General features: G+C 70.2%; 21 protein-coding genes. 20 read left to right on the forward strand and 1 reads right to left on the reverse strand.

Annotation, left to right across the window (positions count from 1 at the left end; genetic code table 11):
- Positions 1-2: 2 nt before the first annotated feature.
- From OG393_RS32550 to OG393_RS32640, 19 genes are all read left to right on the forward strand, one after another.
- Entirely contained in the window at positions 3-1076 is a 1074-nt protein-coding gene (locus tag OG393_RS32550) for a bifunctional lytic transglycosylase/C40 family peptidase (protein ID WP_327378656.1), read from the forward strand.
- Between the two features lie 211 nt (positions 1077-1287).
- Positions 1288-1815 carry a hypothetical protein gene (locus OG393_RS32555; protein WP_327378657.1) on the forward strand — a complete coding sequence of 176 codons (528 nt, stop codon included), beginning with the start codon at positions 1288-1290 and terminating at the stop codon, positions 1813-1815.
- Between the two features lie 24 nt (positions 1816-1839).
- The gene (locus OG393_RS32560) at positions 1840-4281 is read left to right on the forward strand and encodes an ATP/GTP-binding protein (protein ID WP_327378658.1); all 2442 of its coding nucleotides are present in this window, start codon (positions 1840-1842) and stop codon (positions 4279-4281) included.
- The gene (locus OG393_RS32565) at positions 4278-5291 is read left to right on the forward strand and encodes a replication-relaxation family protein (protein ID WP_327378659.1); all 1014 of its coding nucleotides are present in this window, start codon (positions 4278-4280) and stop codon (positions 5289-5291) included. Before OG393_RS32560 ends, OG393_RS32565 begins: the two co-directional genes overlap by 4 nt.
- Positions 5292-5342: 51 nt before the next feature.
- Positions 5343-6656: a ParB N-terminal domain-containing protein gene (locus OG393_RS32570; protein ID WP_327378660.1), complete on the forward strand. Its 1314-nt coding sequence runs from the start codon at positions 5343-5345 to the stop codon at positions 6654-6656.
- The gene (locus OG393_RS32575; protein ID WP_327378661.1) at positions 6653-7765 is read left to right on the forward strand and encodes a DUF4417 domain-containing protein; all 1113 of its coding nucleotides are present in this window, start codon (positions 6653-6655) and stop codon (positions 7763-7765) included. The genes OG393_RS32570 and OG393_RS32575 overlap by 4 nt, the downstream gene beginning before the upstream one ends.
- Positions 7766-7924: 159 nt before the next feature.
- Positions 7925-8608 (forward strand): NUDIX hydrolase, encoded by a 684-nt coding sequence (locus tag OG393_RS32580; RefSeq protein WP_327378662.1) that lies wholly within the window; start codon positions 7925-7927, stop codon positions 8606-8608.
- A gap of 163 nt (positions 8609-8771) precedes the next feature.
- Positions 8772-9167 carry a hypothetical protein gene (locus tag OG393_RS32585; protein WP_327378663.1) on the forward strand — a complete coding sequence of 132 codons (396 nt, stop codon included), beginning with the start codon at positions 8772-8774 and terminating at the stop codon, positions 9165-9167.
- Positions 9167-11875 (forward strand): hypothetical protein, encoded by a 2709-nt coding sequence (locus OG393_RS32590; protein ID WP_327378664.1) that lies wholly within the window; start codon positions 9167-9169, stop codon positions 11873-11875. The genes OG393_RS32585 and OG393_RS32590 overlap by 1 nt, the downstream gene beginning before the upstream one ends.
- A complete protein-coding gene (locus OG393_RS32595; protein ID WP_327378665.1) occupies positions 11875-14106 on the forward strand; it encodes a hypothetical protein in 2232 nt (743 codons plus the stop codon). The genes OG393_RS32590 and OG393_RS32595 overlap by 1 nt, the downstream gene beginning before the upstream one ends.
- Positions 14107-14143: 37 nt before the next feature.
- Positions 14144-14608 carry a hypothetical protein gene (locus OG393_RS32600; RefSeq protein WP_327378666.1) on the forward strand — a complete coding sequence of 155 codons (465 nt, stop codon included), beginning with the start codon at positions 14144-14146 and terminating at the stop codon, positions 14606-14608.
- A 122-nt stretch (positions 14609-14730) separates the two neighbouring features.
- The gene (locus OG393_RS32605; protein ID WP_327378667.1) at positions 14731-15297 is read left to right on the forward strand and encodes a helix-turn-helix transcriptional regulator; all 567 of its coding nucleotides are present in this window, start codon (positions 14731-14733) and stop codon (positions 15295-15297) included.
- On the forward strand, positions 15294-15716 hold the full coding sequence (locus tag OG393_RS32610; protein WP_327378668.1) for a hypothetical protein: 423 nt from the start codon (positions 15294-15296) through the stop codon (positions 15714-15716). The genes OG393_RS32605 and OG393_RS32610 overlap by 4 nt, the downstream gene beginning before the upstream one ends.
- A gap of 326 nt (positions 15717-16042) precedes the next feature.
- Positions 16043-16543: a hypothetical protein gene (locus OG393_RS32615; RefSeq protein WP_327378669.1), complete on the forward strand. Its 501-nt coding sequence runs from the start codon at positions 16043-16045 to the stop codon at positions 16541-16543.
- Between the two features lie 207 nt (positions 16544-16750).
- On the forward strand, positions 16751-17023 hold the full coding sequence (locus OG393_RS32620; protein WP_327378670.1) for a hypothetical protein: 273 nt from the start codon (positions 16751-16753) through the stop codon (positions 17021-17023).
- Positions 17013-17408: a hypothetical protein gene (locus tag OG393_RS32625; RefSeq protein WP_327378671.1), complete on the forward strand. Its 396-nt coding sequence runs from the start codon at positions 17013-17015 to the stop codon at positions 17406-17408. The genes OG393_RS32620 and OG393_RS32625 overlap by 11 nt, the downstream gene beginning before the upstream one ends.
- Entirely contained in the window at positions 17405-18184 is a 780-nt protein-coding gene (locus tag OG393_RS32630; protein ID WP_327378672.1) for a GP88 family protein, read from the forward strand. The genes OG393_RS32625 and OG393_RS32630 overlap by 4 nt, the downstream gene beginning before the upstream one ends.
- 274 nt (positions 18185-18458) lie before the next feature.
- On the forward strand, positions 18459-19562 hold the full coding sequence (locus tag OG393_RS32635; RefSeq protein WP_327378673.1) for a hypothetical protein: 1104 nt from the start codon (positions 18459-18461) through the stop codon (positions 19560-19562).
- Between the two features lie 58 nt (positions 19563-19620).
- The gene (locus OG393_RS32640) at positions 19621-20376 is read left to right on the forward strand and encodes a hypothetical protein (RefSeq protein WP_327378674.1); all 756 of its coding nucleotides are present in this window, start codon (positions 19621-19623) and stop codon (positions 20374-20376) included.
- Between the two features lie 92 nt (positions 20377-20468).
- Here the strand turns inward: OG393_RS32640 and OG393_RS32645 are convergent, their stop codons facing one another.
- Positions 20469-22103, reverse strand: coding sequence for an ADP-ribosylglycohydrolase family protein (locus OG393_RS32645; RefSeq protein WP_327378675.1), 1635 nt, complete (start codon positions 22101-22103; stop codon positions 20469-20471).
- Between the two features lie 362 nt (positions 22104-22465).
- Between OG393_RS32645 and OG393_RS32650 the strand changes: the two genes are divergently transcribed.
- The gene (locus OG393_RS32650; RefSeq protein WP_327378676.1) at positions 22466-22759 is read left to right on the forward strand and encodes a hypothetical protein; all 294 of its coding nucleotides are present in this window, start codon (positions 22466-22468) and stop codon (positions 22757-22759) included.
- Positions 22760-22916 lie beyond the last annotated feature (157 nt).

Here is a 22916-nt window from a genome sequence, read left to right on the forward strand (position 1 = left end):
AGATGAAGAAGGTCATGTTCGCCCTGACCAGCCTGGGCGGTCTCCTGATCACCATCGTCATCGCCGCAGTCGTCGCGGTCGCGATGGCCATGGGCAGCGACAACACCAGCGGCGGCATGGAGAACGCCGGCTTCGGCGGCGGCATCGCGGACAACGCACCCGTGCCCGCCGAGTACAGGGCACTCATCGTCAACAACATCGGGAAGTACGGGTGCGCCGAGGTGACCGCGTCCTTGATCGCCGCGCAGATCTACAACGAGAGCAGCTTCGACCCGACCGCCCAGTCCTTCGAGTGGGTGGAGGACCCCAAGACGGGCGAGAAGGTCAAGAAGCCGATCGCCGACGGCATCGCGCAGTTCATCCCCACCACCTGGGCCGAGCACGGCGTCGACGGCAACGGCGACGGCGTCAAGGACGTCTGGAACCCCCAGGACGCCATCCCTGCAGCGATCGCCTACGACTGCTACCTCGCCGACCAGGTGAAGGACGTCGCCGGCAACAAGACCGACAACATGCTCGCCGCCTACAACGCCGGCCCCTACGCCGTGCAGAAAGCCGGCGGCATCCCGCCCATCACCGAAACCCGCAACTACGTCAAGAAGATCCGGGACCTGGCCGAGAAGTGGGCCGCCATCGACAGCGGCGGCAACATCCCCCTGCCCCAGGGCTCGGGCGGCGCCGCGCAGGCGATCGCCACCGCCAGGACCGCGCTCGACACGATGTACCAGTGGGGTGGGGACTGCAAGCCGCCCTTCGACCACGGTCGCAACAACGGCTGTGACTGCTCCTCGCTCATGCAGTTCGCATGGGCCAGCGCGGGCGTGAACCTTCCCCGAACCACCTACGACCAGGTCAAGAAGGGGTCGCCCGTCGAGAGCGTCAGCCAGCTCCGGCCCGGCGACCTCCTGTTCACCCGGCCCGGCCCCTCTGGTCCCGAGCATGTCGGCATGTACATAGGGCTCAACGCGAAGGGGGAACCGGAAGTGATCGACGCCCCGAAGACCGGGTTGCCGGTTCGGATCAAGCCGCTCAGCTACTGGACCCCGCAGATCATCGCGATGCGGCACGTCGGCTGACTCCTCGGCCGGAGCCGGGATCCGCCCAAGCGGACCCCGGCTCCTTTGCTGTCCCACCAGGCGGCGCAGAACTTCTTTCCGCGGGCTGTCACACCCCAAGGCTCTTCGACACCTCTATGTGCATCCGCCGAACTCCGACCGATGCCACCTGGAGCCACCCCGTGTCCGAGCACCCGAAGACCGTCCGACCGAGCAGCAAGGCCGAGCGCCGATGACGACCAACGATGTGATCGACGAGATCATCTCCGGCGTCGGCGACCTCCCCGAACTCGCCCAGCAGGCCCAGTCCTGGGCCATGAACAACCTGTGGTGGGTCGCCACATGCGCCCTCGTCATCGCCCTCGTCATCGCCATCGTCGTCGGCTCGGCGCAGCGGCTGATGAGCCGATCCACCCTGGGCAACCGCACCGCGTTCGAGGTGCTCCCCACCAACGGCTTCGACCCGGCACTCGAGGACGTCCTGCGCTTCGCGAAGCAGATCGCGCGGGCCCAGCGCAGCACGTCCCGCTGGGCGTTGCCGGCCCGCGGCACCGCGATGCGCGTGCGGCTGATGTCCGTCGGCGGGCCGCTGACCCTTCGTGTCGAAGGGCCCGCCCGCGCCACGACCGTGCTGCGCCACCAGGGCTACGCCCAGTGCGAGCTGCGCGCGGTCACCGGCCAGGAGAGCAAGCCCGAGCGCCCGAAGATCCGGCTCGGCGTCCACAACGACAGCACCGGCGCCTCGACCGCCGCGGCCTGACCTCCCGCACAAAGGAAAACGATCATGAGCAAGTCGTCCGATGCGGCCGTGAGCCTGTCGAAGAACACCCCGCCGGCCGCCGAGCGCCGACTCCACATCGCGCGCGCCGAACTGGCCCTGGCGCTGCCGGACCACCTGGCCCTGCGGGACGTCCCGCTGAAGCCCGACCCTCTCGAGGCCCTGGCCGCCGCGGTCGCCGACGTCCGCACCTCCCTCCAGGAGCGAGCCGACCTCGTCCTGGACCTGGTCCCCGTCGCCCCGGGCAAGGTCGCCCGCCGACGCAGCCAGCTCCTGGCCGCAGCCCGCCGGTCGCCGAACGACATGCCAGCCATCCCCGGGATGCCTCGCCAGGGCGGAGGCGGCTCCGGCTTCAGCCTCGACCGGCTGTCCTCGATCGGCTCGGAGATCGCCGCCGAGATGCGCGGCGCCCAGGCCACGCGTCCTTCCGCGGGCAACCGCCCCCGGGCGCAGCGCATGCTCAGCGCGACCGACATGAAGGCCGCGATGGGGAAGTTCCACCCGGACGTCAACCCGGTCTTCGACCTCCAGCTGCTCCTGCGTACCTGCTCCACCGACCCGCACCGACCGCGCCTTCTGCTGGACCAGCTTCTCGCGGCTCTGGAGGGCTGGGCGGGCGACAACTACCTGCGACCTGTCGGGCTGAACCTCGGCCTCACCCGGCTGCGCGCCGACTCGGTGTTCTACCGCCAGCACTTCGACCGCCGCTTCGAGACGGGCCTCTTCGCCCCGCGCCGACGCGGGTGGGTGACCGGCGAGGAAATCGCCGGACTGCTGAAGCCCCCGACCAAGCACAACTCGGCGGCGAACGTGATGCGCTCCGGCGGTGTGGTCCCGCCGCCCCACCCGGGCCTGCCTTCGTGGACCGGCCAGCCCGACCTGCTGCCGCTCGGCTGGGTCTCCCGGCCCGGCGGCGGAGAGCGCCTGGCCGGCATCCCCTTGCGCTACCTGCTCTTCGCCCTGTTCCTCGGCAAGGCCGGCTACGGCAAGACGGAGATGAGCCTGGTCCAGGCCATCGCGCTGGCCCACAACGGGCACGGCATCCTGTTTCTGGATCCGCATGGGGACGGCTGGCAGAGGGCCCGGCCGTACCTCGCGCACCGCGAGCTCGCGCCGCGGATCTGGGAGATCGACCTGACCTCGCCCGACATGAACGCCAAGGTCGCGTCCTGGAACCCGCTGTCGATGCAAAACCGCAAAGAGGAAGACATCCCCGACATCGTCCAGTACGTGGTCACCGGCTTCTCCAGCGCACTGAACTGGAGCGACTCGGCGGGCCGCGCCAAGACGATCCTCACCCGCTCGGTCGAGTCGCTCGTCGAGCTGTCCCTGCTGCTCGCGAAGGCCGGCAAGCCCGAACTCGCCCCGACGATCTTCCAGATCCGCACGATCCTGACCGATGAGGAGTGGCGCGACGCCGTCGTCCCCTACCTGTCGAAGAACCTGAGGGACTTCTGGGAAAAGACCTACAAGAAGTACCCGGGCGAGGCAACGCCGGTCGTCACCAACATCATCGAGCGCCTCGACAGCAGTAACGCCGTGAAAGCGTTCCTCGGGTCGTCGTTGTCCACCTACGACATCCGCACCGCCATGGACCAGGGCAAGGTCGTCTTCATTTGCCCGTCGGGCACAGGTGACACCGACCGGATCGTGTCGTGCTTGCTGATCTACGACCTGTTCCGAGCCGGTCTGTCGCGCCGGGACATACCCGTGGCGGACCGCAAGGACTTCTACTGCTTCATCGACGAGCTCACCGCGGTCGACGGGGCCAGCAAGGGCACGTTGGCTGCGATCGCCGAACAACTGCGCAAGTTCCGGGTCAAGCTCTTGGCGATGACGCAGATGGCACAGCGTCTGACCCCGACGACCAGGCAGGGGTTGCTGCAGAACCTGTCGGTGCTCTCGACGACCGCCAGCGACGTCGACGAGGCGATGCTGGTGACCCGGCGCTGGGGCAAGAAGGTCGAGCCGGACACCATCACCGCCCTGCGGCCGTACAACTACGTGATGTCGGTGACCCTCGGCGACGGGCGCACTGACCCGTTTCGGGTGCGGGGTGCCAGCGTCGAGGAGCTGTACGAGGACTACCACCGTCCCGACGATCTGCCGAAGCTGTCGGCGTCCGTCGACCAGAACCTGCGCCGGCGCCCGGTCCGGGACATCCTCGACGACCTCCGTCGGCTCGACAACCGCATCATGCGTGCCCTCGCCTCGATCCAGGTCCAGCCGGACGATGACGACGACGTGCCCCGCGGCCACGACCAGGAGCGCGCCGCAGACAACACCGAGGCCCAGGCCGAGGAGGCGCCCGAGAGCGGACGGGTTCGGATCAGCAAGGACCCGGGCACCGTGATCAGCGGCTCGACCGACGAGGAATTGCCGTACGACGAGGAAGAGCCGCCGTACGACGAGGACGACGGCCCGGCCGGCGGCTCGGTGGTCGTATGAGCATGATCACCGACGCTGCTGCTCCGAGCGTGGAGCAGCGCGCGAGCTTCCACTCCATCGCCACCCGGGTGCTCTATGTGTTGTACCAGCACCGGGTGATGTCCACCGGTCAGCTGCAGCGGCTGCTGCTGCCAGCGGCAAGCGCCTCCTACTTGCACCGTCAGCTGCGCGGCCTCCTGGCGGCCGGTCTGGTCCAGCGCATCTGGGCCAGCCACCAGCCGCAGGCGGCCGGGCAGGGGGAGCGCAAGACGCGGCGCCCGACCAAGCCGCCGTACCTGTGGTTCCTGACCGAGGAGGGCGCGCAGTCCGTGGAGGACGGCGGGGAGCTTCAGCCCCGGCCCTACCGGGTCACACCGGAGGCGGTCGCCGGTGCCCGGCAGCTGCACACCCTGGCGGTCAACGAGACCGGTATCGCCTTCGCGCGGCACGCGGCCCGGCTGGGGCACGAGTGCGGGCCGCTGGACTGGACACCGGAGGTCGCCCACCGGATCCGGGACGGGCAGCGCCGGTTCGAGGACGACCACGTCATCAGCGACGCGGTCCTGAGCTACGTGCATGTGCGCCGGGGGCAGCGGGCGATGATGACGCTGTTCCTGGAGCTGGACCGTGCCACGATGACGGCCGCCCGGCTGGCGGCCAAGGTCGCGGCCTACGGCCGGATGCACGAGTACGTGCCGCAGCACCCCGACCGGGCCCGCCGGTCGGCGGCGTCGACCAGGCCGGCGTGGCAGTACACCTACCCGGTCTTCCCCCGGCTCCTGGTGGTGCTGGACGGCAGGCCCTCACCCACGCTCGCCTCCCGGCTCGCCGCGCGGACCGAAGACCTCTACACCCTGACCCGGGCGGATCCGCGGCTCTCGCGTCTGGCCGGCCGGTTGTCGATCGGCGTGACCACGTTGCAGCTCTTGCAGGAGCGCGGTCCGTTCGAGCCGATCTTCACGCCGCTCCTGCGCGGCACCCCCGAGCAGCGGCCTCCGCTGACCGACCTGTACCTCAAGACCGCTCAGTGAGCCAGCGCGGCCAGCACGGCCGCGCCGCCACCGCACGAAGGACACCAGCTCATGACCATCGCCACGGTGGAAGACGCTCCGCCCGAGGGCGGCAGCATGATCCAGCTGACCGAGATCCTGCACCGCAGCGCCAAGCTGAGGCAGCGCCGCTTCGAGACGCTGCCGATGCGCGGACCGGGCAGCCCGTTCACCGAACCCCAGGGGCGCAAGCCCGGCGACGTGACCGCCCCGGAGGAGCTGTCCGACCTCATCTCGTCGATGTCGGTCGTGGGCATGCTCGAACCCGTCCTCGCGGAAGAGATCACCGTCGCCGGCCGCGCCCCGACCATCCGCCTGGTCACCGGCGAGCGCCGCCTGCGGGCCATGCGCTGGGGTGCCCAGAACCTGCCGGACAACCCGCACTTCGCGGCGCTGGCCGCCGTGGTGTGCCCGGGCCCGCTCAGCGATGAAGAGCGGCATATGTGGAGGTTCGTGGAGAATTTCGCCCGCGAACCGCTGCGCCCGGGCGAGCAGGCCGCTGCCCTGATGTACCAGCGGTGCGCCGTACTGGTCGGCAAGCTGCTGCGGGCCGGCAAGCCCGTCCCCGGCCACGTCTACGCCATCACCGACAGCGTCGAGCGCTTCAAGGCCCTGGAGAAGATCCGCGGCACGGACCAGAGCTGCGCCGCCCCCTGGACCGAGGTACTCAGCCGCCTCGGCCTCCAGCTCACCGAGCGCAAGGCCACCGAACTCGTACGCGCCTTCCGGGAACTGCCCCGCGAGCTGACCGAGGAGATGGACGAGGAAGCCGTCCGTCTCAACACCAGGATCAAGTTCGCGGCGCTGCGCCGCGGGCGCGAGGCCGCGGCGGCAGACATCTGGGCGGCGCTGAAGGGCAGCAGCCGACTGCACCTGCTGCCCAGTGCCGTCGACATCGGCCTGACGGCACCGGAGCTCGAGCCCGAGAAAGTGATCGAGGCCGCGGAGGAACGCCTGGAGCGGGCCAACGCCGGCCGCCGCCGCGCGCTCACCCGGGTCCCGGAGCCGCTCAGCCCCGCCGACGCGGAGACTGACCCAGCAGACGAGGGCCAGCCAGAGAGCCAGGAGGCCACAGAGTCCGGCCAGGTCGAGTATCCACCCGTCGCCGCCGTCCCCGCTCCCCCCACGCAGGACACGCCACCGGCTCCCTCTCCAGCTCCTGCGGCGGACTCCCAGGTGGTCCGCAGCGCCCTCGACGGACTCCGCGGCCTGCTGGCCGAGGTCCGCGCGGGACGCGAAGTCCCCCGGTACGACCGCGGGTCCCTGCGCCTGGCCCTCCGCGAGCTCGAACAGCACCTGGCCGACACCAACCCCACCCCGATCCAAGAGAGCGAGAACGCCGCATGACCACCGTTTCCCTTCAGATGCCCCGGGTCGGCCAGCCGCTGCCCCTGCCCGGCCGCGGCTGCGACTGCCGTTCCTGCGCGTTCTGGGCCGGCCCGGACGGCCGGGGCGGCCCGGCGACCGTCGAACCGCTGTGCTCGGGCAGCAACTCGGACTGCTCGTACTGCGGCTGCTCCGCGACCGAGGCGGGATCGCCCTCCGGTGCGTGCGGCGGCTGCCCGATCCGCTGCGGGTCACGCACGGACATCGCGCAGTGGATGGGCGATGTGGGCGGAACGCTCACCTTCGACGACATCACCATCGACGGCACCCTGCCCGAGCTTCCGTCCTTCATTCCGATGACCGACGGCTCGAACGTGACCCAGTTGGACGCCAGCCTGCGCTGGCCCGCGTACGGGGTTGGCCTGCGCCGGGTCTTCTCCCCGGACACGCACTCGATCTACCCGCGCTTCGCCGGCAAGCAGGCCCGTGAGGTTCTCGCCCTGCGCGAGGGCCAGAAGGCCGTCCTCGTCGGCTACGGCGAGGACCCGATGGTCGAAGCGTTCTGGACGTACCGCAAGCGCGACGGCCTGGTGGAGGAGATCGCCGCCCAGGGCTGGGACCTGGTCCTCGCTCCGAACTATTCGATCTACGGCAACTGGCCGAGGACCGAGCACTTGCTCAACATGCGCCGGTGCCTTCTGATCGCCCAGGAGCTCGCCGACGCCGGTGTGCCCACCGTTCCGAACATCTACTGGTTCCGCCTGGAGGACTTGAAGCGTTACACCTCCTGGATCGAGGACGCGCCGCCGCCGGCGATCGCCGTCAACCTGCAGACTGTCAGGGAGAACTCGAACTGGGACACGTGGGCACTGCCCGGTCTCTACTGGCTGGCGGAGAACCTGCCGGCCGACATGCCGATCATCCTCACCGGCCTGTCGCGGATCGACAGGATCGCCCAGGTGGTCGCGCTCTTCGGCAACCGCCTGACCCTGGTCAGCCAGAATCCTCACCAGTACGCGCTGCACGGCGCGATCATGACCGCGAACGGCCGCGAGGATGTCCACGCCCGGCCGGGCGACGCCTTCGCCTCCACGGTCCAGTTCATGGCCTCGCTCCTGCCGCCCCGGTGAGCAGCCGTCACACGAAGGCCCCTCGCGGCACCTCTATCTGCCGACCCCGGACCAGGGCCTCCTGCCCCCGCCCTGGCCCGGGCACCCGCCACCACGGTCCGGCCGCGAGCAGAGCTGTGCGCCCGGCCGCCGACGCCTCCACCCGAAGGGACACCGACGATGCACGAGTACGACGCTCTCAGGGCCGCCCGGCCCGAGTGGTTCACGAACACGCCGGGCGGAATCGACATCGAGACCTCCCCCGAAGCGGTCACCCGCGCCGGAGGCGTCATCTACCAGGACACCAGGCGGATCGTGCTCTGCGACGCCGTGACCTTCCCCGACGGCCGGCCCGGCACCTACCTGCGCACGATGAGCGCCTCCCCCGAGCCCGGCGCGGCCATCCTCCCGATGCTCCCCGACGGGAGGCTCGTGCTCGTCGAGCACTTCCGGCACGCCACCCGGTCCTGGCATCTGGAAGCTCCCCGCGGGTTCGGTGCGGCCGGTCTGACATCGACCGACACCGCGGCCAAAGAGCTGGGCGAGGAGATCGGCTCGCACGCCCCCGAGTTGCTGGCCCTCGGCCGGGTCCACCCCGACACCGGCGCCCTGGGCGACGAGGTCCGCCTCTTCGCCGCGCTGATCGCATCGGTCGGTGCACTCGCCACCTCCGAAGGCATCCGCAAGGCGCTCACCGTGACGTTCGAAGAGGCGGAAGCGATGGTCCGCGACGGCCGGATCACCGACGGCCTGACCATCGCCCTGTTGTACCGGGCCCGGCTGCACGGCCTGGCCTCCCACGCTGCTCCCCCGTACACCGCCGCCGAACCCGCCGGCCGGCACAGGGCGGTGGCCGGCGTGTGATCGACAGCGCCGCACTCGCACCCCGAGCCGCCCGCCGATCGAGCCCGGTCGGCGGGCGGTCGCGCTTCCTGCGGCGGGCGGAGATTTCTCCCCGGGTCTCGGTCACACGGAGGCCGGGTTCGACACCTCTATCCGTCGAACCCGAAAAAGGAGGGCTTCCGCCATGTCGACACCCCCCGCGCCACGGCCGACGAGCACTGCACCCGACACCGAGACCACCTGGAAGCTGTGGATCCTGATGGTCTGGCACCCCGCCCTGGGGCTGCCCGTCGACCCCGTCGCCGTCCTCGCGCTGGACACCGCCGAAAACGCCGATCCGGCGCAGCACGTCGTCTGGGTGCCCCTGGTCTACGACGAGGCCAACCCCTGGCGCGAGCGGCTGGCCGAGGGAGCCTCGCCCGAGCGGATCGCCCGGTGGGAGGCCGAGGCGGGCGCGTGCCAGATCGCGCCGGCCGACCTGCCCGAGGGCGCCCTGGACCTGCGGCACGCCGCTGATCTCCTCCTGGACGAGCTTCTCGGCGAGGTCATCCCGGCGCTGCCTCCGCGGACCGGTGCGTGATGGGCACCAACTCCAAGAGCAGCCACGAGTCCTACGCCATCGCGCCGGCCAGCGCCCCGGCGACCTCCGAGGGAAGCGAGGACGTCGGCCTGGCCGCCGCGCCGGCAGAGCCCGAGCTCAGCGACGGGCTCGTCAAGGCGACGACCGACCTGATGGTGGCCATGGACAACCTGGACGCCCTCGCCATCGGCAACGGCGTGGCGACCGGCAACTACCCGGAGCTGCCCGACGACCCGGTCGAGCGGTACGACATCTTCGCCGACCAGATCAAGGCCGCCCGGGAGGCCATCGAGCAGATGAAGGAGGAGGGCGCCTCCGAGGAGGAGGTCAAGGCGCAGCTCGACGCCCTGCGCGCGCAGTCCCTGGCCTACCTCACCGCGCTCGACCCGGAGGAACTGCAGCAGATCGCCGCAGCCAAGGGGTTCGAGCACCCTGCCCTGGTCGGCCTGTCCGGGAAGAGTCAGCACCCCCTCGTCCACTGGCTCGACCCGTACTACAACGACGACATCCCCTCCAAGCAGAAGATCCAGGCCTCTGCGCAGAAGCGGTACGAGCAGCTCGCGGCCGGACAGACGGTCGGCGGGATGACCCTGGCCGACCTCCAGCAGATCGAGGGCACCAGCGGCGCCCCCGACGCGCCGGCCGGAACGTGGGCCGCGACGCCCGACCAGTTCAAGGCCGCGGTGGACACGTGGACCCAGGCGAGCCACGAAGCGGCCTACGCCAAGGGGGTGCTGGACAGCGACAAGCTGAAGAACCTCCTCGACGCGGAGAAGCAGGTCCTCACCGCGCACTCACCCGACACCCCCGACCTGGAGACGCAGAAGAACCAGATCCAGGTATGGACCGGCGACCCCCTTGCGGTCGCCAAGATCAACCAGTCGACCGTGATGCCACTGGTCCAGGATGCTCTGGCGTCGGGGGAGATGTCCCTGACCGAAGCCCAGCACCTCAAGCCGGTCGAGCTCGTCGGCCTGCTGCGCACCGGGACGCCCGAGGCTGAGAAGGAGGCGCTGAAGGCGACCGCTCAGGCACGGAAGGACCAGCTCAAGGCACTCGACAACGCCCTGGACGTCCATCAGGGCGGCAAGCAGGACATCCACACCGAGCTGACCCTGCCCGACCTGGCCAGCAACCCCGAAGCCGCTGCCCAGGTCGCCTCCTGGGCGAAGAGCACCGGCGAACTGCACACGCTGCAACAGGAAGCGCAGGGGTGGATCCACGAGACCCTGCAGTCTCCCGTCGACATCGGCTTCGCCAACCCCGCGCTCCTCAACACCCACCAGGTCGACCCGAAGGCGCTGACCACCGAGTTCAACGCCTGGGCGAAGAACCAGAAGGTCGGTGATCTGCGCGCGGTGGCCGGCGAACTGGGGATGCCGGACCCGGGCAAGGCCAACCGTGCCCAGCTCCAGGGCTACATCGCCGCCAGCTTCAACCCCGCGCTGGACAAGGACGCGATCAACGCGAAGGTCCAGGCGACGGTGGCCAAGAAGCAGGCGGCCGCGGCCGCCAAGGCCGCGTCCCCGCTCGCCTCCGACGAGGCGGTCAACGCCCTCAAGTCCAAGCTCGCGAGCACGGGCACCACCTCCGCTCCGCCTGCTGGACCCGCGGGCGCCGGCGGTCTGACCCAGGAGAGCAAGGTCGAGGCCGCGATCAAGATGGGCGCCAGCCCCGTGCAGGCGCAGAAACTGGCCCAGGCCGCCACGGCGGGACCGACGAAGCCGATCCCGAAGGCCCCGAAGAAGCCGGCCGCCCCGGGATCGTTCAACGGCAAGGGCCAGGCGCTGATCGCTGGTCTCCAGCAGGTCAAGGCCACCGCTCAGGATGTGCCGGCCCGGATCGACTCGGACGTCGTCGGCTCGTGGAGTTTCGGCGCCGGGACGCCCGCCAACCTCGGCGGCACCTACAGCAAGTCGCTCCACTCCGCGCCGGACGGCAGCTCCTGGCTGTTCAAGGCGGACCACAACGGCGGGGTGATCGCTCACTCGGAGGCGGCCGCCTCCCACGCGCTCTCGCTGGGCGGCGTCCCGGCGGTCCCGGTGTACGTCAAGGAAGTCGGCGGCAAGGTCGGCAGTGTCCAGCCGATGCTCAAGGGCGCCACCCACTTCTCCTCCGACCCGCACAAGTGGTCGCAGTCGGACGTCGACTCGATCGTGCGCTCCCACGTCGGCTCATGGATTATCGGCGACCACGATGGCCACCAGGCCAATGTTCTGCGGACCGCGTCGGGCGGCCTGGTGCAGATCGACCGTGGGCAGGCGTTCAAGCACTGGGGCAGCGACAAGCTCTCCCTGGGCTACGCCCCCTCCGGGGGAGGGTCGTACGACCCGGTCCACCAGAAGCTCTACTCCGCGGCGCTCAGCGGCGGCCTGGCCGACGGGGTCAAGGTGAACCACGCCGTCGTGCAGCCCGTGATCAAGAACTTCGAGGCAATCCCGGACAGCCAGTGGCGCTCCATGCTGCACTCCACCGCGTACGAAGGCGCGAAGGCCGGCAGCGGTGTGCACTGGGTGCCCGCGATGCGCAAGCAGGCCGCCAAGAAGCACGGCATCGCGGCCGCGAAGGTCAGCACCGAGCAGATCGCCGAGGCGTTCCTCGACCATGCCGTCGAACGCAAGCAGAACCTCCGCAAGGCCTTCGCGGAGTTCTTCGTCAAGGACCTGAAGATGCCGCAGGCGGCGTCGCTGAAGCACGGAGCTGAGTGATGGGCACCAACTCGAAGAGCAGCCACGAGTCCTACGCCGTCTCCCCGACGGTTTCGACCGAGGCACCCCCGGAGCCGCCGAACCTCGCGGCTCCCGGCCCCGAACCGGTGAGTGAGATCGACCCGGCAGTGCTCGCGTCGATGCTGATGCCCGACTTCACCGGCGAGGTGCCGCTGGCCGAGCAGGGCGGCGTGTGGACCACCGACGGCGAGCCGGTGCTCGGCGGGCAGGCGTCCGGTGAGATGCCGCCGGCCCCAGAGCCTGAGGAGCAGCAGCCGGAGGCCGCGGGCACACCCGTGGATGAGGCTGATGAACACGAGTCCGCGCACGAGCCGGCCGAGGAGGAAGCCGCCGCCACCGCTCCCGCCGCCGAAGAGGACACCGAAGGTGCGGCCGGAGCCGCGCCCGCGTTCGAGGAGGAGCCGGAGGACGTCGATCCGCCGCTGACGCCCGTTCCGGATGCTCCGGTGGCCGGAGCAGCCCTCGGCACCCCGATCCTGGTCGGAGGAGAGGACTTCCTCAACTCGCAGGCGGCGCTGGTCTCCTACATATCCCCCGACGGTCCTCGCGAAGTACTGCTCGCGCACGTCAGTGAGGAGGCCGAGGGCAAGCTGCTCGACGCACTGAGCGTGTCGGGGACCAAGATGGTGGACGTCCAGGTCGAGGAGGAGACCAAGGAGCGCCTGGCGCTGGACAAGAAGGCGCAGCTCGCCGAGCTGGTGACCGCGGCGACGACCTCGGTGCAGCACAAGCTCAAGGGCGGCGGCCCGATGTCCGAGGCGTCGATCCAGAAGCACCAGAAAGCTCTCGACGCGGTGAACGCGGTCCTTGCCTCGCCGAACCTGACGGACGACGAGAAGGCCATGGCCCAGTACTACCTGGACCAGGTCAACACCGTCGGCGAGAAGATCCAGAACGGCGGTGCGCCGATGGCGCACTTCGATCCGCACGGCCTGCCGGTTACCAAGATGGTGACCAAGCAGATACCGGCGCCGGCAGACGAGCCGGAGCCGGGGATGCTCACCGCGCAGCTGCGCGACGCCAGCCGCATCAAGGCCTCGCTCGACGAGCAGAGCGGCGAGACATCCTGGGACGGCAAGAGCCGCAGCAAGGCGAACGGCAAGGAGTACGCGATCGACCTGGGCGACGGCTGGAGCGCGGTGTACCGGCCTTACGCGGCGAACGACCCGAAGAGTACCGAGTTCTCGATGCGTGGCCAGCTCGAGGTCCACGCTCCGGTCGGCGCCGGCCACGGCAAGCAGCTCGTCGACCGGCTGGAGCAGCTGCACCTGGTCAACGCCCCGATGACGGCCGCTGAGGGCGAATGGACCTATCTGACCAATAATGTGACCGCGCAGAGCCTGGCGAACGAGGCCGGGATGAAGGCCGCCTTCGCCGAGGCCAAGGGGCTGGAGGACCTGCAGGTCCAGGAGATCGTGCACCAGCGCGCCGAGTCGCTGATAGGCCTGGGCGAGGACGAGCTCCACTACCAGGTCAAACGCATTCAGCTGGAAGCCGCGCAGAAGGTCCTGCCGAAGAAGGTGAAGGTGCTCAGGGAGGCCGTCGCCAAGGCGACCGGTTTCGACAGCGGGGACGCGCTGGCGGCCAGCGCTGGGTACGACCCCACGCCGGCGACGTCCGGCGGCTGGCTGACGTGGTCCCGGTTCGACGTCACGGGCAAGACGGCACAGATCAAGGAGGCGTACAAGGGCCGGTCGCTGACGCACAGCATCGGCAAGGGCGACATGGTCGCCCTGTTCGGCACCGGGGTGCTGGCCTCCACGGAGAAGCGCGCGGTCATGGGCATCGGCGGCGGCCTCGGGATGTCCGAGCAGCAGGACAAGTACACCGGCGGAGCGAACTCGGTCTTCCTCCGCGTCTCGAACACCCCTGCCTCGGGGTACGGCGGCCAGTTGATCTGGGACGACCCGTCCGTCCTGATGCGCCGGTCCGACTACTACGCCTACAACGGCGACAAGTACGGGGTCAGCCCGGACAAGAAGAAGGCGGCGGGCTTGACCCGCGACCCCTTGAAGATCGCCACGCACAACGCGTCCAACAACGAAATCATGTTCCGCGACGGCATCGACTTGCTGGGCGCGGAGGCACCCAGCCGCATCGTCTGCCACTACGCGCACCAGCGCACGGCGCTGCTGGAGTCGTTCAAGGCCCGCGGTATCACCCACCTCGGCGGCAAGCCCGTCGAGGACGTCGTCAAGAGCAGCCACTGAGGCCACAGGCCCAGCCGTACAGAAGGAGAATGTCCGCATGAGCACTACCTGGCAGACCCGGCTCGCTGATCTCATCGCCGGCAACCACAGCAGCAGCGGAGATCCGGTCGACGCCGGCGCGCAGCTGAGGGTGTTCGACGACGAGGGCACCGAGGTGTTCCTGCAGGCCCTCGCCCGCCACCACCGCCTCGACGAGGACGACCCGCAATTGATATGGATACGGCCGCTGGTCGGCGGAGCGGAGTCCGCGGAACTCGGCTACCTGTTCAACCTCAGTGCGACCCGGCGCCGGGGCCTGGGCTGGACTGGGGCCCGGCTGGAGGAGAACGGCGATGTCGTACTGCTCCTGCGGTCCGGTGAGACCGCGATCGTGCAGCCGGCCGAAGGTGAGCTCCTGGCCGAGCTGCAGCGCTGGGACCGCTTCACTGACCGGCTCACCCGCGAGGAGGAAGCGCAGCTCGACGCCCTGGACTCCGACTCGTGGCACGGGCAGTTCTCATGACCGCGGCCACGGCATCCGGCCGGCCCGAAGCGTCTTGACATGATGGTCCCGCCGCCGGCAGCTCGCCGGCGGCGCTCCGCCGGCGCCCGAGCCGGCACCGAAGGAACGGAGGAGGTACCAGCGTGCGGAACCAGCGACGCGGCGTCATGAGCTTCGACGGCCAGCGGCTGGCGCAGGCCCGGGGCCGGCGTGGATGGACCCCGAGCGAGCTGGCCTCCAAGGCCGCCGTCACCGTGACGGTCCTGAACCAGTACGAGGCCGAGGAGCGCCGACCGGATCCGGGCACGCTCTCACGCCTGGCCAAGGTCCTCGACTGCCAGGTCGCCGACCTGCGCCGGCCGACTGTCGTGACGCTGCGGGAGCTGCGCGAGCGCTCGGGTGCCGGCCAGGAGGATGCGGCTGCGGCTGCGGGGTGCGTGCGCAGCACGTACGGGATGCTCGAGCAGGGACGCACCAAGACCCTGGCGCCGCAGGCGGCCGAGGGCCTCGCGGTGCTCTTCGGAGTGGAGCGCGACGTCGTGGAGGCCGCGCACGCCGCCTCGGTGGCCGTACAGGCGTCACGACCGGCACCCCTCGTCCTGGAGGGAGCTCTTCTGGAGGGCTTGGCGGGCCACTTCGGCATGGCCTCCGAGGACCTGCTCCGCCTGGCGCAGCGCCTGGCGGCCGGCGAGGGTGGTGAGTCCCGGTGACCTACCACCGCGGGCACCCTCTGACTGTCGCCCGCCACGAGGCCCTGCTCAGCCGGCTTCCTTCGAGCGAAGCCGAGTTGCCGGTGGACACGCGTTGGCTCCGAGGACGTGCCGAGCTGTTCCGTCAGGCGGCACAGCGGCAGTTCACTCTCACCTTCGACACCGCCTGGTACGCCGAGGTCACCGGCATGGCCTTCCACCCCCACTACGTCGCCCAGGTCTACCGGGGGGAGCCGGAGGCACGTCTGGAGACGCCGCTCATGGTGGTGAACCTGAGCAAGGTGGCGACGCGGGCGGACGCCGACCGTGCCCTCGCGCACGAGTGCATGCACTTGCGGGTCCCCTCCTACGGGCACAAACGCGAAGCGTTTGCCTGCGCGCAGGAGATCTTGGACCGCGTCGGTTCGCTCGCCGCATAGCCGGCGCGGCGGCCGCCGTGCCCGGTTGCCCCCGACCTCGGGGGCGCCGGGCACGGCCCGGCCCCCTGGTACTACTGGCCCCGGCACCGGCGGTCTCCGCCGAAACCCATCCCTCACATATTGCTTAACGCAATGAATGTGCGTATAGTCATTGCTGTGAGGGCGGGAGAACACCACACACCGAAGTCCACTCCGTAGGAGCCGCCTTGTGCGGCTCGCCCCTCCGCCACTCCCCCCGGGCGGCGGGGCCACGAGGCCCGGACCAGGCCACCCCCTCCCGGCCGGTCCGGGCCTCACCCCCTTCTGCGATCCGTCGAGGAGACGACATGCCCGGAACCATCAGCCCCGTCCTGGACGCGATAGAGGACGCCGCCCGCCATGCCGCCATCGCCCGCGCGATCGGCCCGGAGAGCGGCACCCCGTCCGGCCAGGAGCCAACCACCCTGGAATCGGACTCCGAGTCGGAGGGCGTGGCAGCCCTTCTCCGCCACCGGCTCCAACTGGACGACAGCATCCGGCTCAGCGTGTACGAGGACGCGAACCACCCGCTGTTCCCCGGCGCGCAGCACTTCCGCGCGGCCCGCGTCCAGCTCTCGCACGGCCGACGCAGCTACTTCTTCATCGCCGCCTACGACGCCGCGACCACCCGGCTGGCCTTCAGCGTCATAGCACCGTGCTACGCCTGCCTCTCCCCGGTGCCCGCCGCGGCGATCGACACCCTCGCCGACTTCGGCGACTGGCTCATGGACGCCCGCGACCAGCGCGAAGCCCCGCAGTTCCGCTCCTCACCCGTCCACCGCGCCGACTGCCCGGTGCGCGGCGACTGACCGCCTCGCCCGCACCACCCGGTGCCCCAGTACGTCCCAGGTGCCCCCGGCTCGAAAGAGGCGGGGGCACCTGCATGAACGGCGCGCCGCGCCTCTACGCCGGCGCATCCCATCTGGCGTGGAAACCGGCCGGGCCGCGAGCGTCGCCCGTCCCCGTCGCGGCCCGCGAGCCGACGCCGCCCGCCTCCACAAGAAGCGAGAGCAGCAGTGAACACCTCTGCCCCTGCCACCGTCATGGTGCACGCGAAGGCGGCCCGGACCGCCGTCCACGACCTCACCCTCACCTTCAGCCTGCCGGAAGGCGCAAGCGCCGACCCCGCGGCGATCCGTCGCTACATCGAAGACCTCCAGCCGGGCGTCCGCTCTGCCGCGTGCACGGACGCCACCCTGGACCAGGTCACCGATGTCGTGCTCGTCGACGTCCTCGGCATCGAGCCGTCGACCCACGGCGGCGACGCGGGAGTCCGCGATGACCGGTGACTCACACGGGCCCTTCGGTCTTGTACTTCTCGACCCCAAGGCCCTGAACGGCGCACCAACGGACGACGGGTTCCGCGAACGGCTGGCCGACTGGCTGCTGTTCATGGTCCCGATGTTCATCTCCGAGCAGAGGAACGCGAGCGCCGAGGAGATCGACCGAGCCCGCTCCGACGCTCTGGAGCAGATCGCCTCCCATGGCGACGACCTCCAGTTCGGAGGCAAGCACCAGAGCTCGTCCCGGACAGCCCTGGCCAAGGGCTTCGCCATCCTGGCCCGCGCCGAGGGAGGGCTCACCGCACTCGGTGTCCACGCCTGTACCGCGCCGCACCCCTTCTGCCCCGGCGAGCGAGCCATCACCCCCAACCTCTGCGAGACGATGAAATGACCACCGCGCTGGAAGCCGCCGCCCCGAAAAAGAAGAAGCCCGCCGAGAAAAGGCTCCTCACGCAGAATTCCCAGCTGCGCAAGGAAGGGATTTTCAACTGGACGCTACCGGCTTTCGTTGTGAAACTCCCCGACGGGAAGAATTTCAACGTATGCAGCCAGGCAGGCGCATGCGCATCGCTTTGCTACGCCCGAGTCGGCGCCTACAGGTTCAAGAATGTCCGCGCCGCACACATTCGCAATCTTCTGCTATGCCGGGACTCCCCCAAGGAGTGGGAGGAGCGCATGTCGAAGGAGTTGGAGCACGCACGCTACCAGGGGAAATGGGTCCGCTTGCACGATTCTGGAGATTTTTTCTCGGATGAATACGCGCTCGCATGGATGCGCATCATGAAAAGCGCTCCGGGCGTACGGTTCTACTGCTACACCAAAGAGATTTCCCGGTTCCGGCGACTGGTCGAGAACGACGCTCCGGACAATTTCCTTTGGTGCTACAGTCTCGGCGGACGCGAGGATCACCTCATCGACCTCAAGAACGAGAGACACGCAGACGTCTTTCCCGATGTGGAGGCGCTCGTTGCCGCCGGATATTCCGATCAAACCGAGTCGGACCTTCTGTCGGTGCTCAGCGACTCACCACTCGTCGGAATTCCTGCCAATCGGATTCCGCATCTGCTCAAGCTCCAAGGCTCGGACACCTTCTCCAGCCGGCAGCGGGCCCTGGACGAGAAGAAGCACCGACGCGCGACCGAGAAGGCGTACCGGCTGGCATCGTGACCGGATGCCCGGCACCGGCGCGAGGGCGGGCCCAGCACTCAGCTGGGCCCGCCCTCGCGGTATTCCGCGCCCCGGGGGACACGCCAGCCCGCCACATTGCGGAAGTCTATGAGTTTGGGTAATCTCCCTGGCGAGGTCGCTCCCTGCGGCACTCGGCCAGCGCACAAGAGCGGCCGGCGGACGGATCCGCCGGCCGTGACCACAGACAGAGCCCGGTCGCCCCCGTGGGCGGTCGGGCACTACCGCCGGCCCAGCTGGCCCCGATGGAGCGATCATGATTCCCGCAGGTTACGAGCGCAAGCACACCAACTTCGACCGCATGGCCGCGCGTTACAACGTGGACCGGACGTCCGCCTTCAAGTGGTCCTCGGAGGAAGGCTTCCCCGACGTCCTCTTCACGGCCGGCCAGGGCGGGCTGCAGATCTACGACGAGGACGAGGTGGACGCCTGGCTGCGCGAACACCACTTCGGCACCTGGGTGCAGTCGCAACAGGGCAAGAAGAACCCGTTCGACCTGCCCAAGGGCGGTCCTCGGGACCTCCTGACACTGCGCCGCATCGGCGAACTCGAGGGACGGGCCCTGAACCGGGACGCCACTCCGGTCACCACCCTGCGCACCTACCTGTCCAAGAAGATCCTGCCGCCGGCCGACCGCACCCCGGACGACGGCGGCCAGCCGACGGTCACCGAGCCGATGTGGTTCCGCGAGACCGCCTACGCCTACATCACCCGGCCGCGGCGCACGCGCCGAGCCTCCAAGGGGAATGCGGACGAGCGGCCGGCGAAGCCGGAGCAGGCCACCGGCGCCGGCGACCTGCTCGACCTGGACCTGCCGGAGGGCGCGGACACCGACCTGCTCACCCTGCAGGAGATCGGCGAACTGGACGGCGAGGCCCGCGGGCGGGGGAAGGCCACCACCGTCGGCACCCTGACGAACTACCTGTCGCAGAAGTTGCTGGCGCCGGCGGACCGGACGCCAGGCGACGGGCAGGAGCCGGCCGTCGACGAGCGCAAGTGGTACCGCTCGACCGCCTACACCTTCATCCGCCGCCCCGGGCGCCTGGGAGCAGCAGCGCGTGCTCCCAGGCGGGACGCCGAGGCCCAGGGGCCGCTGCGGGACGACCTGAAACTGCCGCCGGGCGCGGACACCGACCTGCTCACCCTGCAGGAGATCGGCAAGCTCGACGGGAAGGTGCGCGGCCGGGGCAAGGCCACGACCGTGACGTCGATGCGGACGTACCAGTACAGCGGGCTGCTGGCGCCGGCGGACCGGACGCCGGGCGACGGGCAGGAGCCGGCCGTCGACGAGCCCATGTGGTACCGCTCGACCGCCTACACCTTCATCCGCCGCCCCGGCAAGCTCGGCGGAGCCCGCTGATGGCAGACACCGCGCCGGCCTCCGCGGTCGGCCCCCGGCACGACAGGACGGTGAAGTGATGAGCACCAGCAAGCCCCCTGCGGCGCGGCTGACCCGTGCGGGGATCGGAGAGACCTACGGCGAGGGCGAGCGGACGGTCGATGCCTGGGTGCGGCTGCTCAACTTCCCCGCCCCCGTCGCCAACGGGGAGTGGGACGCCGAGCAGGTCGACGCCTGGGTCAAGACCAGCCGGCCGCAGTCCTGGCCCGGCCGGGCGGTTGCCTCCGCGGCGGACACCCCTGCGGCCGCACCGGCAGCGCCCGCCGGCGCGGAGGAGGCCTCCGAAGAGGACGAGCTGCTGGGGAAGTCCGGCCTGGCGGTGCGGTACCGAGTCGCCGAGACGACCGTGGACACCTGGACCAAGGTCGATGGCTTTCCCGCCGAGGCGGAACCCGGCCGGTGGCGCTCCCACGAGGTCGACACCTGGGTCGAAGAGCACCGGTCGCACGTCTGGGCGGAGTTCAAGGGCGAGGGGCCCATGGTCGTCATCCCACCTCCGGAGGGCAACCCGAAGGACCTCTACGACATCAGCGGCTACGGGATGATCCTCGGCAACGCCACCCGGGGCAAGCCGCTGCCCCGGACGACGGCGCAGAACTACAAGCGGCAAGGCCACCTGGAGCCACCGGACCGGACCCCGGGGGACCGGAAGCGGCCCGAGGTGTTCGAGGACATGTGGTACCTGGAGACGATCACTAGGCACGTGTACTCGCGCAGGGGGCAGGGACGGGTGCGTGCCGGCCGGACGCGGCGCACGAACCGGAAGAAGAGCTGACCGGCTGGACGGCGGGTCATGGAAACGGGGTGTGGCCCCAGGGAAGAATCCCTGGGGCCACACCCCGTTGCGCAGCTCAGCTGCACCACGTTTCAGCGACGGTGGGTCAGCTTGCGCCACCGCGAACGCCGAACCGGGCGAAAGGCGGCCCGCTGGGGCTCCTCACCGGCCAGCTGGAAGACCGCGTCGAGCATCTCGGGGTGGTTCGGCAGCGTCCAGTAGTTGCCGAGTGCCCGATTGACCTCCCGCAGCGCGTCCAGCGGCGGCACGCCGTCGGCGAGGTGGCTGTACAGGGCCGCGATGGCGGGGGTGCGGCTGCGCCCGGCCACGCAGTGGAGCAGGACGCGCTTGCCCTCCCGCCGGAGCCGCAGGACCTCGCGGGCGGCCTGGTCGAGGGTGAAGTGGAGGTGCGAGTTCGCGCCAGACTTGTCGACCAGCCACACCCGGGAGTGCTCGACGTCGGTGCCGGTCAGGATCGGGTCGGAGCCGACACGGCAGAGGGAGACGACCGCGTCGACCGGTGCGGGACCGGTGTACTCGGTCAGGGCCAGGTTGCCCAGGAAGAGCCCGGGGTCGCGGGGGTGCCGGACGGAGAACGCCTTGCCCGAGGAGAGCGGAGTCGTGACCCGGGGGGCGGACGGCCAGCCGTCGCGGTCGCTCTGCCCGGTGCGGGCCGTCAGCACAGCGAGACGGACGAGGTCGGCGCTGGTGTTGGACGGCCAGCCGTGGACCTTCCGCTGCCAGGAGAGCGGGATGGCCGAGCAGCCCCAGCGCGCGCCGAGCAGAGCACCGGCGATGGCGGCGACGGTGTCGGTGTCGCGGCCGGTGCGCACGGCGGCCTCCAGTGCGAGCTGGAAGTGCTGCGCGGCGAAGCCGCCCTGCTCCGGCTGGTCCTCGGGCACCGGCGTGCGGACGATGGCGGACCACGCGGCCTGGAGGGCTTCGACCACCCAGCCGTTGCGCTGGAAGTGGCGCGGGGGGTGGGCCTCGGCCTCGTCCAGGCGGGCCGCCCACACGCCACGGCGCGCCTCGGGCAGGAGCTCAAGGCCTTCCCGGACACCATCGAAGGTGCCTGTCAGGACGGCGGTCCTGATGCCCGAGCACCACAGGATGCACGCCTCGGCGCAGTCGGGGTCGGCGTGGGTCAGCTCGCTGACCAGCCTCGCGGCTTCGGCCATGGCGTTCACGTCGTCCAGGTAGGCGAGCGCGAGGACGCCGGTCCGCATCAGCGAACCGTTCCCGGCGCTGCTCTTCGGGTTGGCCGTCGCGTACCGGCGGGAAACGGCCAGCATCACCTCGGAGGGCGAGTTGCCCTTGCCCCGAGCCGTGGTGCCCAGGACGCTTCGCGTCTGGTTGCCCACGTCGGCCGGGCCGCCGCCGTACCAGCGGAGGAAGTTCGTGGCGATCGCGTCCAGCGCTTCCGGGGTCCGCAGATCGGCGCCGGTCGCGGCGACCTCGGCGATGCACACGTGCATCTGGGTGTCGTCGCTGTACTCGCCGGGGGCGAAGTTGAAGGGGCCGCCGCCCTTCATCTCCGGGAACTGGCTGTCGCTCATGCTGGGCTGGAACTCATAGGGAACGCCGAGCGCATCGCCTGCCGCCGCGCCCAGGATGACGCCGGCGGCGCGGTCCGTGGCCTTCTCGTCCAGGCGCGGTGCGGGGTCGGTGTCGGCGGGGCACGGCCCGAGGTCGGTGGAGGGGCGGGGGGAGGCGGAGGAAGAACGCATGGGGATCTCTTTCTGCGGGGCCGCTGGGGCCTGGGCGGCGGCCGCACGCGGGCGGAGCCGGGAAGGAAGGGGGCGCGGCGCGGAAACTGCCGGGCGGGGCCGCAGACTGTCCGCTGCGACGCATTGACAACTTGTCATAGCGTCATGCTGCACGTCAAGGCTATAGGTAGAGTTGCGTAAATCCATGAGTCTGCGCATGGTCGAGATTGTTCGGGTGGTGAAGAGCCTCCGGATGCCTCTTACAACTCAGCGGAGCGGACTGCGGCTCGCGGATCCACGAGCGGCTGGCTGCCCCAGGGGCAATCCCGGCCTCTGACCGCCGACCGACGCCGTGCTGCACCGAGATCACACCGGAGTACGTCATGCTCGAACCTGACCTGGCCCGGCTCCTCCGCGACGCGGACCGCGACCAACTCGCGGCCGCCGTCCGGGCGGCTATTGACGCCGTCGCCTGGTACGCGCCGGCCCCGAAGCCGGACTACGGAGACACCGACCACAGCATCGCCTGCAGCGGGGCGAAGGCCGAGCTGGCCGAAGAGGTGGTGGACTCCGTGGTGCTCGCCCTGAGCGCGAGCGTCATCACCGACCCGGCGGGCGCCGGAAACGGCATCGCGCACCCGACGGGATCCAACTCTTCGACGGAGGAACGACCTTGACCGCCCACTGGCGATCCATCCCCATACCGCCGAACATCGCGCGGCTCCCGCGCAACACGGCTGGGCGCCCGGTCCCCAGGAACACGCCCTGGCACGAGCCCTCCGCCAGTGAGGGGCAGCTGGCCGTCAGGGCAAGCGTCGAACTGGGTGAGCATGT

The sequence above is a fragment of the Streptomyces sp. NBC_01216 genome, assembly GCF_035994945.1.
Lineage (GTDB): Bacteria > Actinomycetota > Actinomycetes > Streptomycetales > Streptomycetaceae > Streptomyces.

Excerpts from the sequence above, each read along its gene's own strand:
- OG393_RS32550 (WP_327378656.1), top strand. The coding sequence starts at position 3 with ATGAAGAAGGTCATGTTCGCCCTGACCAGCCTGGGCGGTCTCCTGATC.
- OG393_RS32555 (WP_327378657.1), top strand. The coding sequence starts at position 1,288 with ATGACGACCAACGATGTGATCGACGAGATCATCTCCGGCGTCGGCGAC.
- OG393_RS32560 (WP_327378658.1), top strand. The coding sequence starts at position 1,840 with ATGAGCAAGTCGTCCGATGCGGCCGTGAGCCTGTCGAAGAACACCCCG.
- OG393_RS32565 (WP_327378659.1), top strand. The coding sequence starts at position 4,278 with ATGAGCATGATCACCGACGCTGCTGCTCCGAGCGTGGAGCAGCGCGCG.
- OG393_RS32570 (WP_327378660.1), top strand. The coding sequence starts at position 5,343 with ATGACCATCGCCACGGTGGAAGACGCTCCGCCCGAGGGCGGCAGCATG.
- OG393_RS32575 (WP_327378661.1), top strand. The coding sequence starts at position 6,653 with ATGACCACCGTTTCCCTTCAGATGCCCCGGGTCGGCCAGCCGCTGCCC.
- OG393_RS32580 (WP_327378662.1), top strand. The coding sequence starts at position 7,925 with ATGCACGAGTACGACGCTCTCAGGGCCGCCCGGCCCGAGTGGTTCACG.
- OG393_RS32585 (WP_327378663.1), top strand. The coding sequence starts at position 8,772 with ATGTCGACACCCCCCGCGCCACGGCCGACGAGCACTGCACCCGACACC.
- OG393_RS32590 (WP_327378664.1), top strand. The coding sequence starts at position 9,167 with ATGGGCACCAACTCCAAGAGCAGCCACGAGTCCTACGCCATCGCGCCG.
- OG393_RS32595 (WP_327378665.1), top strand. The coding sequence starts at position 11,875 with ATGGGCACCAACTCGAAGAGCAGCCACGAGTCCTACGCCGTCTCCCCG.
- OG393_RS32600 (WP_327378666.1), top strand. The coding sequence starts at position 14,144 with ATGAGCACTACCTGGCAGACCCGGCTCGCTGATCTCATCGCCGGCAAC.
- OG393_RS32615 (WP_327378669.1), top strand. The coding sequence starts at position 16,043 with ATGCCCGGAACCATCAGCCCCGTCCTGGACGCGATAGAGGACGCCGCC.
- OG393_RS32625 (WP_327378671.1), top strand. The coding sequence starts at position 17,013 with ATGACCGGTGACTCACACGGGCCCTTCGGTCTTGTACTTCTCGACCCC.
- OG393_RS32630 (WP_327378672.1), top strand. The coding sequence starts at position 17,405 with ATGACCACCGCGCTGGAAGCCGCCGCCCCGAAAAAGAAGAAGCCCGCC.
- OG393_RS32635 (WP_327378673.1), top strand. The coding sequence starts at position 18,459 with ATGATTCCCGCAGGTTACGAGCGCAAGCACACCAACTTCGACCGCATG.
- OG393_RS32640 (WP_327378674.1), top strand. The coding sequence starts at position 19,621 with ATGAGCACCAGCAAGCCCCCTGCGGCGCGGCTGACCCGTGCGGGGATC.
- OG393_RS32645 (WP_327378675.1), bottom strand. The coding sequence starts at position 22,103 with ATGCGTTCTTCCTCCGCCTCCCCCCGCCCCTCCACCGACCTCGGGCCG.
- OG393_RS32650 (WP_327378676.1), top strand. The coding sequence starts at position 22,466 with ATGCTCGAACCTGACCTGGCCCGGCTCCTCCGCGACGCGGACCGCGAC.